This window comes from Actinacidiphila sp. bgisy160, assembly GCF_057707815.1.
Genome location: NZ_JBYIQW010000029.1, coordinates 39,176 through 53,054 on the forward strand (window position 1 = coordinate 39,176; position 13,879 = coordinate 53,054).

10 protein-coding genes and 2 pseudogenes are annotated in these 13,879 nt (G+C 73.9%); 6 read left to right on the forward strand and 6 right to left on the reverse strand.

What is annotated here, in order from left to right; genetic code table 11:
* Positions 1-276: 276 nt before the first annotated feature.
* Entirely contained in the window at positions 277-1,701 is a 1,425-nt protein-coding gene (locus tag AC3EUJ_RS22350; protein ID WP_431964031.1) for a HEAT repeat domain-containing protein, read from the reverse strand.
* Between the two features lie 348 nt (positions 1,702-2,049).
* Here AC3EUJ_RS22350 and AC3EUJ_RS22355 point away from each other — a divergent pair, with 348 nt between their 5' ends.
* Positions 2,050-3,531, forward strand: coding sequence for a PP2C family protein-serine/threonine phosphatase (locus AC3EUJ_RS22355; protein ID WP_431964033.1), 1,482 nt, complete (start codon positions 2,050-2,052; stop codon positions 3,529-3,531).
* Positions 3,532-3,745: 214 nt separating this feature from the next.
* On the opposite strand, the gene AC3EUJ_RS22360 is transcribed toward AC3EUJ_RS22355, so the two are convergent.
* The gene (locus AC3EUJ_RS22360) at positions 3,746-5,221 is read right to left on the reverse strand and encodes a DNA-binding protein NsdB (RefSeq protein ID WP_431964034.1); all 1,476 of its coding nucleotides are present in this window, start codon (positions 5,219-5,221) and stop codon (positions 3,746-3,748) included.
* Positions 5,222-5,616: 395 nt separating this feature from the next.
* On the opposite strand from AC3EUJ_RS22360, the gene AC3EUJ_RS22365 reads away from it, so the two are divergent.
* A complete protein-coding gene (locus AC3EUJ_RS22365; protein ID WP_431964036.1) occupies positions 5,617-6,711 on the forward strand; it encodes an aminoglycoside phosphotransferase family protein in 1,095 nt (364 codons plus the stop codon).
* Between the two features lie 185 nt (positions 6,712-6,896).
* A pseudogene (locus AC3EUJ_RS22370) lies at positions 6,897-7,517 on the forward strand (N-acetylmuramoyl-L-alanine amidase); the annotation flags it as partial.
* Here AC3EUJ_RS22370 and AC3EUJ_RS22375 read toward each other — a convergent pair.
* From AC3EUJ_RS22375 to AC3EUJ_RS22390, 4 genes and pseudogenes are all read right to left on the reverse strand, one after another.
* Positions 7,480-7,980 carry a hypothetical protein gene (locus AC3EUJ_RS22375; RefSeq protein WP_431964038.1) on the reverse strand — a complete coding sequence of 167 codons (501 nt, stop codon included), beginning with the start codon at positions 7,978-7,980 and terminating at the stop codon, positions 7,480-7,482. The pseudogene AC3EUJ_RS22370 and the gene AC3EUJ_RS22375 overlap by 38 nt on opposite strands.
* 49 nt (positions 7,981-8,029) lie before the next feature.
* On the reverse strand, positions 8,030-10,912 hold the full coding sequence (locus AC3EUJ_RS22380) for an ATP-binding protein (RefSeq protein WP_431964040.1): 2,883 nt from the start codon (positions 10,910-10,912) through the stop codon (positions 8,030-8,032).
* Between the two features lie 381 nt (positions 10,913-11,293).
* Positions 11,294-11,533: a DUF397 domain-containing protein gene (locus tag AC3EUJ_RS22385; protein ID WP_431964042.1), complete on the reverse strand. Its 240-nt coding sequence runs from the start codon at positions 11,531-11,533 to the stop codon at positions 11,294-11,296.
* Between the two features lie 146 nt (positions 11,534-11,679).
* Positions 11,680-11,946 (reverse strand): annotated as a pseudogene (locus AC3EUJ_RS22390) (thiolase C-terminal domain-containing protein); the annotation flags it as partial.
* Between the two features lie 140 nt (positions 11,947-12,086).
* On the opposite strand from AC3EUJ_RS22390, the gene AC3EUJ_RS22395 reads away from it, so the two are divergent.
* The 3 genes from AC3EUJ_RS22395 to cpt are packed head-to-tail and all read left to right on the forward strand — an operon-like array spanning position 12,087 to position 13,841.
* Positions 12,087-12,608 (forward strand): isochorismatase family protein, encoded by a 522-nt coding sequence (locus tag AC3EUJ_RS22395; RefSeq protein ID WP_431964044.1) that lies wholly within the window; start codon positions 12,087-12,089, stop codon positions 12,606-12,608.
* Entirely contained in the window at positions 12,599-13,264 is a 666-nt protein-coding gene (locus AC3EUJ_RS22400; protein ID WP_431964046.1) for a phosphotransferase, read from the forward strand. The genes AC3EUJ_RS22395 and AC3EUJ_RS22400 overlap by 10 nt, the downstream gene beginning before the upstream one ends.
* A gap of 37 nt (positions 13,265-13,301) precedes the next feature.
* A complete protein-coding gene (cpt, locus tag AC3EUJ_RS22405) occupies positions 13,302-13,841 on the forward strand; it encodes a chloramphenicol phosphotransferase CPT (RefSeq protein WP_431964048.1) in 540 nt (179 codons plus the stop codon).
* Positions 13,842-13,879 lie beyond the last annotated feature (38 nt).

The following is a 13,879-nucleotide window of genomic DNA, read 5'->3' on the forward strand; positions in this document are numbered from 1 at the left end:
GGACGCCGCCCGCCTGCCGCGGCAGGAGTCCGGCGCCGGGGCCTCCGGCGATGCGGCGGAGGAGGCGGCGCGGGCCCGGAGGAACGGGATCCCGTCCTCGGGGCAGGGCCCGCCGAGACGTCGACGAGCAGCCGGCCGACCTCGGCGCACTGGCGACTGCCGTGCCCCAGGCCCGGGACAACTCCCCGTACCAGCCGGCCGCCTGCGGGGTCGCCGACTTCGGCCGGTTCCTCCTGGCCGCGCGGGGCCAGGAGGCCGTGACAACCGCGGTCGCGGCTACCGGGCGGGGTCGCCGGAACTGAGGCGCCCGCGGACGGCGGTCTGGACCTCGGCCTCCTCCGCGGGATCGGCGGCGAGGCTGCGCAGACGGGCCAGGACGCGGACGTCCGCGGTCGTGGCCGTGCGGGCGGCGAGTTCGCGGGTGGTCTCCTCGCAGTCCCACAGGCACTCGACGGCGAGCCCGGCGCCGAAGCTGGGATCGGTGCGGGCGAGGGCGTGGGCGGCGACGCCGCGCAGTTGTGAGGAGCTGGTCTCGCGATAGACGTGGCGCAGGACGGGGGCCGAGCAGTCGATGGAGAGCCGGCCGGCTCCCTCGACGAGCACGACGAGGCCGTCGGCGTCGGCGCCTTCGCGCTGGACGAGGCGGCGCAGGGCGCCGAGGACGCGGTCGGCGTCCTGTTCGCCGCCCCGGCAGGCGAGCATGCGGGCGGCGGCCGCGCCGAGCACGTCCTCGCGGCGTGACCAGGCGCGGGCCCGGGTGAGGGCGGCGACACTGCGCATCCGCTCGAAGGACTCGACGGCGGCGCGGGCGACGAGCTCGGACGCACTGAGGGCGGCGGCCTCGATGAGGTCGAGGGCCGCGCGGTCCTGCCGGTCGGAGAGGTGGCGGAGGGCGGCCGCGCGGGCGGCGTCGGGGCCACCGCGGGCCGCCTCGACGAGCTCCTCGCGGTCCTCGGGGCCGGCGACGGCGGCCAGGCAGCGGGCGGCGGGGGCGTCGCGGTGCTGCGGTGGGTGGGCTGCCAGACCCTCCTGGGCCCATTCGAGCACGGCGCGCACGCTCCAGCCCGGGGTCGGCCCGGCAGGCCGCATCTGGCGCTGCCAGCGGTCGAAGGCGGTCTGTTCCGACGCCTTGCGCACGCGTTCGGAGACGGCGGGGTCCGGATCCTCGGCCCACAACCGCCAGGGCCGTGGCTCGTACGCCTCCCGGAGTGCGGCGGCCAGCTGGGCGTCACCCTCCGTGGTCCGCGGGAAGCGGGCGAGCACAGCCGGGCCGAGCGCACGCAGCGCCTCGTCGTCGTCACGTACGGCGAGCTCGTCCAGGGCCCATTCCCAGTTGCCGCCGGTGACGGCGTAGCGGCGCAGCAGCAGGGTGGCGTCCCGGCGGCCGTAGCCGGCGAGGTGGCCGAGGACGGACAGCGCCAGGCCGCAGCGGTGCTCGTCGGGGCTGACGATGTCGTCCGGGTGGAAGAGGTGCTGTTCGATCCCGTCGAGCGGGCCCTCGAGTTCCGAGAAGAGGCGCGCGTAATAGAGGGAGCGGGACTCCACGCGCCAGTCGTGACGGGGGTCGCGCAGGACACACTGCTCCAGCGCGGCGAGCGCGTCGGCTCGCCGCGCCGCGAGGGCGTGCAGGGTCCCGTCTCCGCGTCCTCGCTGGAGGAGGCCGAGAAGGGTACCGCTGGGCGCTATGTCGGGGTCGAACATGAGGTCAGCATCCGGTGCGGGGAGTTCGTTGGCAACGGGATTTTCCGTTACCGGCTGCGAGGTATCTTCGCAGATCGTCCCGGGTTCAAACCCTTTGCGTGACACCCGGGCGCCTCGCGAGCGCGCTCACGGGGCGGAGTCCCGCAGCTTACCCGGACCGAGGCATTCCGCCGAGTCTCCCGAGCTCGGCGGCACCCCAGGCTCCTGACATATGCCGGTAGCACCACCGGATCGGGTATTGCAGAAACCCTTACGGGCCATCACTCCTTGTGCAAGAGTCGTGACTGGCCCATCCGTACGGCCCCGTAGAGGCCGGCGCCCGGTTCGGAGACATGTTCGGAGAGCGTCATGCCGCCCCATTTGCATGAGGACCGCGCCACCGCGAAGCCTGAGCCCGGTACCGTGGACGCGCTCATCTCCCAGACCCGCCAGCTGCGCGGCAAGGTCGACGCCGTCCGCCGCGACGCCGCCGGGGAGGACGAGGAGGACCCGCGGCTGCGCTGGCAGCGCGCGCTGTGCGACCTCGCCGTCCACCAGCTCGACGACCTGGGCGCGCACCTCGGGCAGCTGCGTGACGGCCTCCCTGGTGACCGGGAGACGGCTGCGGAGCCCGGCGGCGCCGCCTGCACGGGACGGCCGGCCCGGGAGGCACCCGCCCCCGCACCGGCCCCCGCCGCCGTACGGGCCCTGGGACGGGCCGGCAGCGCGGAGTGGGACCTCGTCACGGACGGTGTCCAGTGGTCGGAGGAGCTCTACCGCATCTTCGGGCGCACCGGAGAGGACGGACCGCTGACCCTGGACGAGCTGCCCTCGTGGCTGTTCGCCGAGGACCAGCAGACCCTCACCGCGGCCGTGACCGGCTGCCTGGTGGACGCCCGGCCGATCGACTGCGAGTTCCGCATCGTCCGCCCGGACGGTGCCGTGCGTACGGTGCACATGGTGGGCGAGCCGGTGCTCGACGCCGCCGGCGCCACCGCCTCCATGTGGGCGGTGCTCCGCGACGTCAGCGAACTGCGCCGCAGCCAGCGGACGCTGCGCGAGACCCGTGACTCGTTGCAGCGCGAGCGGCAGATCGCTCGGACCGAGCGCCGGCTGGCGGTCGAGCTGCAGGAGGCCGTGCTGCCGCCGTGGCGCGGCTCCCTGCGGTTCCCGCAGGACGGCGGCCCGACCACGGTCGACCTCGCCGCCCACTACCTCCCGTCCGCGACCGGCGCCCTGGTCGGCGGCGACTGGTACGACGCGCTGCAGCTGCCCGACGGCTCCGCACTGCTCACCGTGGGGGACCTCACCGGGCACGGGGTCTCCGCCACCTCCGGCATGGCCATGCTGCTCGGCGCGCTGCGCGGCATGGCGATGACGGGGCTGGACCCGGCCCCGCTGCTGGGCGGGCTCAACCAGTTGCTGGACAGCTCCGCGCAGCCCGCGCTGGGCAGCGCCCTGTGCTGCCGCTACCGCCCGGAGGACCGCTCGCTGGTGTGGGCGCAGGCCGGACACCCCGCCCCGCTGCTGTTCCGCGAGGGGACAGGGCGACCGCTCGACGCGCCCGAGGGTGTGCTGCTGGGTGCCACGTCGGGCGCCCAGTACGGCCAGACCACCGAGTGCCTGCTCCCCGGCGACCTGCTGGTATTGCACACCGACGGCCTCCTGCCGCCGCGTTCGGGTTCCGTTGCGGCCTCGGACTCGGCCGAGGCGGTGCGACGCCTGCTGGAGCTCGGCCCGAGGTTCGCCCGGGCCCGTACTCCCCAGGAGTGCGTGCGCGTCGTGGTGGAGGAACTCGGCGCCCCCGAGCGCGAGGACGACGCCTGCGTGCTCATCGCCAAGTTCCACTGAGGTCCACGGGCCCGCGCCGTCACCAGCCCACGGCGTCACCGGCATACGGCGTCACCGGCAAACGGCGTCACCGGCAAACGGTCGACGTACCGGCATATCCATGTGTCGACACGAGGACGACATTCGGGAGAGCCGGCTCGTTCGGCGTCGAGTCGGCTGGTCCCGCCCATCCCCGTCGATGTCCGCTGTCCGCGTGCCCCGCGCCGGGCTCCGCTCAGATCACGGGGCCCTTGCGCCTGGGGCCGCTCGGCAGCGCGACCTCGATCTCCTCACGCAGGTCCTGGATCCTGGTGAAGTCGGAGTACCGCGCCGTCAGCCGGTACATCTCCCGCAGTCGGTCCCAGGTACGCAGCGACGAGTTCTGCCTTATGGTCAGCAGCGCCAGTCGCGCGTAGCGGTCCGCCTGCTCCGGGTCGTCGGCGATGAAGCAGGCCGAGGCCAGCGAGATGTAATCGAAGATGTTCGACCGGTCCCGGCCCTTGCCGCGCAGCTCCAGCGCCTGCTTGGCGTGCTGCTGCGCCGTCCGCGCCGCCAGGGGCTCGTACTCGGCGAGGGTGCGGTACGCGAGCGCCTGCATGCCGTGCAGATCGGCCTCGTCGAACATCTGCATCCAGCTCGGCGGCGGGACGTCGCCGCGGTCGCTGGCGAAGAGGTCCTCGGCCTTGCCCAGGGTGCGGCGCATCGCCTGGCCGTGGCCCATGGAGGCCTGTGCCCACGCCTCGATGGTGCAGAGCATGGCGCGGGTGCGCGGCAGCGCCTCCTGCCCGGAGCCGGACTGCGCCAGCTTCATCAGGTCCAGCGCGTCGTCCGGCCGGCCCAGGTGGACCAGCTGCCGGGCGGCGCGGGAGAGCGCCTCGCCGGCCCTGGGCCGGTCCCCGCCCTCACGGGCGGCGTGTGCCGCGATGACGAAGTACTTCTGGGCGGTGGGCTCCAGGCCCACGTCGTGGGACATCCAGCCCGCCAGGACGGCGAGGTTGGCGGCCACGCCCCAGAGCCTGCGCTTGAGGTGCGGTGGGTGGTGGTAGGCGAGCATGCCGCCCACCTCGTTGAGCTGTCCGACGACCGCCTTGCGCTGCAGCCCGCCGCCGCGGGACGCGTCCCAGGCGCGGAACACCTCGACCGAGCGCTCGAGCGCCTCGATCTCCTGGGAGCCGACGGGGGCCGCCTCGTAGCGGTCGTAGGAGGCCGCGTCTGCGTTGAAGGGGTCGTTGCTGGTGGGGGCGTCGGCCGCGAGCGCCGGATCGGTGTGCAGCCAGTCGTGCATGGCGCTGCTGAGTGCGGAACCCGCGGCGAGCGCGGCTCCCGCGCCCACCAGACCGCGTCGGTTGAGCATGAGGTCCATTCCCGTGAATTCGGTGAGGACCGCGGCTGTTCGCTCCGGTGGCCAGGGCAGTCCGTCGACGCTGACGGCCTGCTTCCTTCCCGTACGCCGATGCCGGCCGAACCCGAGATCCTCGATGGTTACGACACGGCCGAGACGCTCGGTGAACAGGGCCGCCAGCACGGTGGGCACGGGTTCGCGCGGGGATTCCCCGGTCTCGATCCAGCGGCGCACGCGCGAGGTGTCCGTCGCCAGCTGCGGGTGGCCCATGGCCGCCGCCTGCCGGTTGACGAGTCTCGCGAGCTCTCCCTTGGACCATCCGGTGAGTGCGAACAGGTCCGCTAGCCGTGTGTTGGCTTCCTTGTCCATCCAAGCCCCCAGGTTCCTCGGCACTGTTGACACTAACGGCCGGTCAGCGCCGCCGCGAGCATTCGCCATGGTTCGCCAGGGTGCGCCAGATGGTCTGCCACCCGCATGCGGTGGTCAGGTAGGAACGCGCCACCCGGCCCGGCACTCGCCGGCTCGCGAACGGTCGCATATGAACAACTTTCGAAAAACGCCGATCAGCGTTGAACAACTCGAGAGCCATGTGCGTACTGGTACGCGAGGGGCGTACGGCGCGTGGACAGTTCGGACCGCCGGCCCGGACCCGCATTCCCCAGGGTGCGGGACCGGACGCCGACCCCGGCTCCGGATCCGTCCACGCGCCGGCCCCGCCACCTCGTCAAGAGCCCGTTGGCACACGAAGGGATCTGTCTCCCCATATGTATTCAGCATCGTCCTCCGTGTCCGCACCGCCCCGGCCGGCCCACCTCCCGGCGTTCTCCGGGACCGGGACCGCCATACGTCCTCGCCCGGTGCTGCCCGCTCCGCGCAGGAGCGCGCCGGGGACCTCCCATCCGCTCAGCGGGAGGCTCGACTTGACCGGACCCCAAGGCGCGCAACTGCGCTCGGCCATCGCCTCGGTGCAGCGCATCTGTCCCGAGTTCACGCCCGTCCAGATGTTGCGGCGCAGCGGCCGCTCGGTGCTGCTGGTCGGTACCTCGGGGCGTGCCCCCGCGGTCGCCAAGTGCCTGCTGGACCACTCTCCCGCATGGGTGGAGCGGTACCGGCACGAGATCGCCGCGTACCGGGCGTTCGTACGGCACCGGCCGCCGGTCAGGGCGCCGCGCCTGATCGCCGCCGACCCCGAGAGCTGCACGCTCGTGGTGGAGCGGATGCCCGGACGGGTCGCGGCGCTGCAGCGGCACCCGTCCGAGGCCCCGCCGCGGGCGGACGTGCGGATGGTGCTCAGCGCGATCTCCCGGGTCAACATGTGGCGTCCGCCGGCCGGGGTCTTCGACGCCCCGATCGACTACGCGGCCCGGCTGTCCCGCTACCACGAGCTGGGACTGCTCACCGACCGGGACATGGGCGACCTGCAGAAGCTTCTGCACGGACTGGCGCACGCGCAGGGCCAGTTCAGCCACGGCGACGCCCTGCTCTCCAACATCCTGCTCTCCCCGGCCGGCCCGGTGCTGGTCGACTGGGAGCACGCCGGCTGGTACCTGCCCGGCTATGACCTGGCGGTGCTCTGGATGATCCTGGGCGACGACCCGGTCACCCGGCGGCAGATCAGCCAGATGGCACAGGCCTCGGGACCGATCGCGCGTGACGCCTTCCTGGTGAACCTGATGCTGGTGGTCACCCGCGAGATCCGCACCTACGAGACGGCCGTGCAGCGCACCATGCGCAGCACCGTCCCGGCGGGTCCGGGCGCGGCCGAGGCGGGCGAGGAGCAGCGACTGCTGCTGCGCCGGCTGCACGACGACGCGGGCCTCGCCCGGCGGGCCGTCAGGGCCGCCGTCGGCACGAGGTGATCCCCCGGCCGGTTCCCGGACGGAAGAGGAGGAGGGTGCGTGGTGGACGACGGCGCACCGCGGTCGCGGACCCGGGGACCAGGGGAGAGTCCTCCGGTGCCGTCGCGGTGCCGCCCGGGAGGCCGTACGGCCGGGGTGGCACCGCCGGTCGCCCAGTCCACTGACGCGCCGCAGGCCATGGCGCGGCGGGCGACACCTGTCCGTCCCGCGGTTCGACGGCCGTCCGGCTGTACACCGAGCCGCGCGAAGACGCCCCGCTCGTCAAGGACACCGGTCTGAACGGGGAGGCCCCTTCGACGACCGGGTGAACGACACCGGCGCCCGTGCCTCGACCGGCCGGCAGTTCGCGGTGGCCGAACGGCGCGGGGACTGACGGCGATCTGGTACCTCTGCCAGAAGGCCTGGTTCCACGAGCCCAGGGGACACCGGACCGCCCTGCCGGCCGCAGGCCGGCTGCTCACGCCGAAGGAGGGCCGCGGCGAGGTCCCGGTGTACGGGCGTGCCGACCCGGAGGCGTCCGCCTACCCGCCGGGCGTCCCGGTCCAGCCGGACTCCCCGCTGCCGTACAAGCTGCTCGCGGGCCAGAGCTAAGCGGTGGGCCGGGGGCCCCGGGGCGAGTGCTACCGGGCGGTCACCTTCGACGCCTCCCAGCACGCGGTGGTGCGCGGCAGGCAGCTCCACTACGAGATGCTGCACGAGATCCAGTTCGGCCACCGGTGGCCTGGGTCAAGGCCGAGGACGTGACCGTGCGGCCATCCTGGGATCCGTTCAGCCCTGCTGGAACATCTCCGCGGGGAGGGGCTTGAGCAACTGGTAGAGGTCGTCGGTGATCGGTCGGTCCCAGGTCGCGATGGTGACCAGGACGCCGTCGCTGCGGTCGAACTGCGTGCAGGCGATGCGCCCTTCGGAGAGCTTCACCTTGCGCACGATCAGCAGGTTGTCACCGTGCATGACCGGGGTCTCCTCGGTGCCGACGACCTCCACCGGCTCGTCGTTGCCGAGGGCCAGCAGCAGTTGCGCGACCTCGAAGGGGATCTGGCCCTCCTCGAGGTCGCGGGCCGGCGAGCCCTCGGGGAGGTTGCCGATCAGCATGGCGGGACCGCGCCCGCCGAAGAGGTCGTAGCGCAGGAAGATGCCCTGGCAGGTGCCGTCCTCCCCGGGCAGCAGCCCGGCGCCGAGTTCGCCCGGCCAGTCGCCCGGGTCCATGGCCAGGACGTCGAATTCCGGCCCTGTGGGCGTTGCGGCGCTGCGGCGGCGGAGGAACGACATGCGCCCATCGTACGGTCCCCGGGACGCCCGTGTGCCCGGGGTCGCACGGCTAGGGCGCCAGAGCCCTGGACAGGCCCGCCCGGTCGGTGCCGATCTTGCGGTAGACAGCGGAGAGCAAACGGGTGACGTTCTCCACGTCGGTGTCCAGACCTGCGGCGATGTGCTCGTCGTCCTCGCCTCGGGCGGCCCGGGAGGCGGCCGCCCGCTCCTGGGCGGTGAGGGCGTCGGTCTCGGTGGTGCGGAGCCTGCGGGGGCGCAGTCCGGCGGCGGCGAGCTCGTCGCGGGCGCGCTCGGCCAGTGCGTCGGCACCGCAGTGGACGGCGGTCTCCAGGCCCCGGTAGAGCTGTTCGGCCGCCTCGTGGAGCCGGGCCTCGCGGCGCAGGGCGGCACCGTGGTCGACCAGGGCCCGGGCCAGCTCGTAGCCGGCCGGTGAGCGCTCCAGGTGCGCGACGGCCTCGGTCAGCAGCTTGAGCCGGTCGGATTCCGCGGCCACCTCGGCGGCGACTCGCAGCGCCTGGCCGATCGCGGACGCGGTGCCGTACTGGCGGGCGCGTTCGACGGCGTCGGCTGCGGTGGCGCGGGCCCGCTCCGGGGTGTCCCGGGCCTCGGCGAGCGCGAGGTGGAGCTTCCACGCGGACCAGGCGGGGTTGCGCATCCCCCGGGGGTCGAGCCGGCGGCCGCATGCCTCGAGCTGGGCGATGGCCTCGTTGACCATGCCCCGGGCGAGCAGCAGCTCGCCGTGGACGGTCTGGGCGTCGGGGAAGGTGACGGCCGCCGGGAAGGGCTCGCAGAAGTCGTACTCCTCGGCGAGGGCCGTGGCCTCGCGGACCCGGCCGCGGGCGACCAGGATCTCGACGAGGATCGCCACGGTGTACCAGACGACCGGGGTGCCTCGGCCGACACGGTCGGCGAGCCGGAGGCCGTCGCGGGCGAAGTCCTCGGCCTCGGCGAGGCGGCCGCGGCGGTAGCGCACGTAGCCGAGCAGGGAGTAGCCGAAGGCGAGGTGGGCGCCGCGCCAGCCCTGGCGCTCGTAGTCGCCGATGCCGGTGGCGAAGAGCTCTTCGGCGCGTCCCGGCCGGTCGGCGTACATGTACGTCATCGCGACGAGGACCGGCACCTCGAATCCGAAGTCCTCGCTGGCCCAGGGCAGGCCGCCCATCAGGGCCCGGTCGGAGTGCCGCAGCGCGGTCTCGGCGGGCTCGCCGCGCAGGGTGGCGTCCCAGGCGCGCAGGCCGATGATGTAGCGCTCGGTCAGGTCGCGTCCGGTCAGCCGGTCGGCCAGGCGGGCCAGCCGGCGGGAGCGCGCCGGGGAGTCGGGTTCGTCGGAGCGGAAGGCGTCCCACATGAACTGCTCTTCCTGCATCCGCAGCCGGGCCCGCGCGTTGGTGGCGGTCCGGGCGGCCTGCCCGACGGTGTCCGCGGCCTCGCCGAGCCGGTCGGAGTGGGCCAGGGCCTGGGACAGCCGGTAGGTGATCGCGTCGCGCAGCACCGGGTCGACGACGGGCTCCTCGAGCGCGGCGCGCAGGTGGTTGACGGTGGTCGCCGGCTCGGTGAGCAGGGAGGAGCAGCCCAGCTCGAACAGCACGGCCGCCCGGTCCTCGAACGGGGGCGGCTCGCGCAGCGCCCGCGCGAGGTAGCGACGGGCCGCGTCGGGGGCGCCGGCCCGGGCGGTGTCGCGGGCGGCCTGGCGCAGTTGGGCGACGACCCAGGGGTCTCCCTCGGGGTGGGTCTCCAGCAGGTGGCGGGCCGCGGCGGAGGGGCCGAGCCCGGCGTCCACGACGGACCAGGCGGCCTGGCCGTGCAGCGCGACCCGGACGGCGTCGGGGATCGCCCGGTAGACGGCGGTGGCGATGAGGGGGTGGACGAACTCCAGGACGTCGCTGCCGGTGAGTATGCGGGCCTTGCGCAGCCGGTCCGTGGCGTCCGCGGCCTCCTCGCCGCCCAGGCCCGCCACGCTCGCGGCGATCGCGGGAGAGATGGAGGTGCCGAGGACGGCGGCGGCCCACGCCATGCGGACGGTGGAGGTGCCCAGGCGTTCCAGGCGGGAGATGAGTCCGCTGCCCTTGGCCGCCGCGGCCAGGTCGCGCAGGAGGTGCGCGCTGGACTCGTCGGGGCGCAGTGCCCGGTCGACGACCTTGGCGGTGAGTTCCACGGCCTCGAAGGGGTTGCCGGCGGTGACGGCCCAGGCCTCGCGGCAGAAGGCGTCGTCGGCGTGGTCGCCCACGGCGTCGCGGACGAGGCGGCCGATGGCGGCGGCACTGAGCGGTTCCAGGCCGATCGGGCGGGTGCCGGAGCGGTCGGGAAGTCCGCGGAACGCCTCGGCGTGGGCGGGGAGTTCGTCGGGGCGGTAGGCCACGACGACGAGCATGGGGAGTTCCTCCGCGCGCGGCGCGAAGGCCGCCAGCCAGCCCAGGGACTCGGGGTCGGCCCAGTGGGCGTCGTCGAGCACGAGGACCACCGGGGCACGCCGGACGGCGATGTGGGTGAGCACCCAGTCGAGTCCGTCCGCGAGGCCCTGCGGGTCGGGGGGCGCGCCCTCGCCGTCGGTGCACAGCCCGAGGGCGGGGCCGACGATGCCGTACCAGCTGCCGAGGGTGGAGCGGAGCGCGGCGTCGCCGGCTCCGGCGAGCTGGGGCTGGAGCAGCTGGCGGGCCACGTGGAAGGCGACGCCCTGTTCCTGATCACCCCCGCGGGCGTACAGAACGGTGCAGCCGAGGGCGGAGGCCCGGCGCCGGGTCTCCGCGAGCAGGGTCGTCTTGCCGAGGCCCGCGGGGGCCGCGAAGGCGAGCACCCCGCCGCGCCGTGTGCCGACCCGGGGGCGGTCCCCCTCGGCCCGGATGCCCGTGAGTTCGGCCAGCGCCTCGTCGACGGCCACGAGCTCGGCCTCGCGTTCGAGGAGCGGCCGCCGGGACTTCGGCGTGCGCCGCGCCATAGTGCACCCCCTGCCCCTGATCCGGCGCACGCCGGGAGCGCGCCGGTGATGCTCGGACACTTGTCCGATGGCACCTCAGCGTACGCCACCAGGGACCCTGCGTGAGTGGAGACATGTGAACTGATGACGGCTGTTCACAATCGTTCGGGGAATGATCGACCGTGCTCGGTCAAGCCCGCCCACATGCGAGAACACCACGCAGTGATGCCTCCGGCACATGCCACACGACGACGACATGACAGCCCGTCGGTTGCGTTCCCCGGGGGACGTACGCGGGCGCGGGGACGGGCGGCCGAGGCGGCCGCGTCACGCCCGGTGGGTCCGCCGGCGGCCCTCCGTCGCGGACGGGGGCGGGCCGCCGGGCGTGCCCGTGGTCTTCCCTCAGGTGAGGTCGAACTCGCCGTCGCGGGCCCCGAGGACGAAGGCCCGCCATTCCGCCGGGGTGAAGACCAGCGAGGGCCCCTCGGGGTTCCGGCCGTCCCTCATGGCGATGTAGCCCTCGACGAAGGCAATCTGGACGTCTCCCGTGCCCTGGCTGCTCGACTGCCATGTCGCGTTGGCCAGATCAAGCTGCGGCTTCTTCCCGTTGGCCAACGGCGATCCGATCGTGCTCTCGGCCACGTCCGTTCTCCTCCCGACTCCGTCGTCCGGGCCAGCCTAGCGACCGTGCAGGGGCCCGGACAGGTCATGGAAGAACCTGCCCGGGCCCGGCACCGGTTCATGCCCGCTTCACTCTCCGGGGTGCCTCGATCCGACCACCCGCGTGGAAAGGACTGCGAACCCCCACCGTACGCGGCCTCGGCGAAGCGGATCATCCCCGAGGAACCGATCGGGTCGCTGGACGGCACACCACCCGAAGGGCTGATGGGCAGGTCGCCGTCGAGCTCCGTCACCCCGGACCCGGTGAGCTTCCAGCCCTCGCCCTCCTGGGCGAAGCCGAGGTTCTCCAACCCCATCGGCTCGTACCAGGGGGCCGGCTTCAACGTGCCCTTGGCGTCGCAGTTCCCCCTGGTGGCCGTGCGGCCCGGTGAACGCGTTCGCGTGGTCGCGGTGGAGCGGGACGGCAGGGCGGGCGAGGGCGTCGAACTGCTTCCACCCGCTGGATGAGCGCGGTCCGGCACACGATCGACGAACGGCCCTGCGCACCGGCGGCCCTGGTACTTAGGGTGTGCCCATGACGCATCTGGACGCCCAGCGCACCGCACTTGTAGTGATCGACCTGATGGAACGCATCGTGGAGCTGCCGTTGGCCCCGCGCTCCGGTGAAGAGGTCGTTCTGGCCTCGCTCGGACTCGCGACGGTCTTCCGCGAGGCGGGGGCGCCGGTCGTGCTGGTGCGCGTGGAGCGCCCCGGGGTCGACGAGCAGCCGCCGGGGAGCGAACTGGTCGCGGGCCTGGAACGGGAGGGCGACCTGGTGATCGTCAAGCGGGCCGTCGGCGCCTTCCACGGCACTGGCCTGGACGGGGAGTTGCGGTCGCGCGGCGTCGACACCCTCGTGATCGCCGGCATCGCGACGAACATGGGCGTCGAGTCCACGGCCCGCGCTGCCTCCGACCACGGGTACGAACTCCACTTCGCCGAGGACGCGATGACCGCTCTCAGCGGCGCGGAGCACGAGGCCGCCGTGACGCTCTCCCTCCCGCGCTTCGGGACCGTGGCGCCGGCCGCGGAGCTGGCGAAGGCGCTGTGGAGCTGATCGGCGCGGGTCGCGAGGCCGACGTCTACGCCCTCGACGGCGTGCGGGTCCTGCGCCGCTACCGGCACGGGCGTGCCGCCGGAGAGGAGGCGCGGCTGATGGCCCATCTGGCCGGCCTCGGGGTCGCCGTGCCGCGGGTACACGACGTGACCGGCGCTGACCTCGTCATGGACCGCCTCACGGGTCCCACGATGGCCCAGGACCTGGCCCGCAGGCCCTGGCGGGCGTACGCCCACGGCGGTCTGCTGGCGGCGCTGCAGGCCTCCGTGCACGCCGTCCCGGCACCGGGCTGGCTCCCGCGCCGCTACGCCGGTGGGGGTCCCGGCTCCGATCGCGTCCTCCACCTGGACCTGCACCCGGAGAACGTGATCCTCACCCCGGACGGCCCGGTGCTGATCGACTGGAGCAACGCGGCGGCCGGCGACCCTGCCATCGACGCCGCGCTCACCGTCGCCATCCTGCGCGGCGTCGTCCTGAGCCGGGCGCGGAGCGCCGGACTGCGGGTGTTCCTCGCCGGCTTCCTGCGCGCCTGCGCTGCGGACCCCGCCCCGCGCATGGCCGAGGCGATCACGGCCCGCCTGGCGGACCCGCGCCTGCTGCCCGTGGAAGAACGACGGCTCAGGCGCTTCGCCCGCCGCGCACCGGGCGGCAATTGACTCGCGGACCGGCGGGACGGCCGCCTAGCCTGGCGCGATGGACCACCAGGTGATCGTACTCAACGGCGGCTCAAGCTCTGGCAAGTCGGGCATCGCGCGGTGCCTGCAGGCGGTGCTGCTGCCGGAGACGTGGCTGACGTTCGGCACGGACACGCTCGTCGACGGTCTCCCCGCCGGGCTGCGCGGCTCCGGGTCCGGCGCGGGCATCGGCTTCGGTGCCGACGGCGGCGTGTCGGTCGGCGAAGCCTTCCGGGCCCTGGACGAGGCCTGGGCGGCCGGCATCGCCGCCATGGCGCGGGCCGGTGCCCGGGTGGTCGTCGACGAGGTGTTCCTCGGCGGTCCCGCCTCGCAGGAGCGCTGGCGGCGGGCCCTGGACGGCCTTCAGGTGCTCTGGGTCGGCGTCCGCTGTGCGCCCGAGGTGGCGGCCGGCCGGGAGACCGCCCGGGGCGACCGGATGGCGGGCATGGCCGCGGCGCAGGCTGAGGCGGTTCACCAGGGCGTCGTCTACGACATCGAAGTGGACACGACACACACCGAGTCGATGGAGTGCGCGCGGATCATCGCCGCTCATGTGTGACCCATGTGACGGCCGTGACCGCTACGGAACGGCGGGGC

Excerpts from the sequence above, each read along its gene's own strand:
- AC3EUJ_RS22350 (WP_431964031.1), bottom strand. The coding sequence starts at position 1,701 with ATGTTCGACCCCGACATAGCGCCCAGCGGTACCCTTCTCGGCCTCCTC.
- AC3EUJ_RS22355 (WP_431964033.1), top strand. The coding sequence starts at position 2,050 with ATGCCGCCCCATTTGCATGAGGACCGCGCCACCGCGAAGCCTGAGCCC.
- AC3EUJ_RS22360 (WP_431964034.1), bottom strand. The coding sequence starts at position 5,221 with ATGGACAAGGAAGCCAACACACGGCTAGCGGACCTGTTCGCACTCACC.
- AC3EUJ_RS22365 (WP_431964036.1), top strand. The coding sequence starts at position 5,617 with ATGTATTCAGCATCGTCCTCCGTGTCCGCACCGCCCCGGCCGGCCCAC.
- AC3EUJ_RS22375 (WP_431964038.1), bottom strand. The coding sequence starts at position 7,980 with ATGTCGTTCCTCCGCCGCCGCAGCGCCGCAACGCCCACAGGGCCGGAA.
- AC3EUJ_RS22380 (WP_431964040.1), bottom strand. The coding sequence starts at position 10,912 with ATGGCGCGGCGCACGCCGAAGTCCCGGCGGCCGCTCCTCGAACGCGAG.
- AC3EUJ_RS22395 (WP_431964044.1), top strand. The coding sequence starts at position 12,087 with ATGACGCATCTGGACGCCCAGCGCACCGCACTTGTAGTGATCGACCTG.
- cpt (WP_431964048.1), top strand. The coding sequence starts at position 13,302 with ATGGACCACCAGGTGATCGTACTCAACGGCGGCTCAAGCTCTGGCAAG.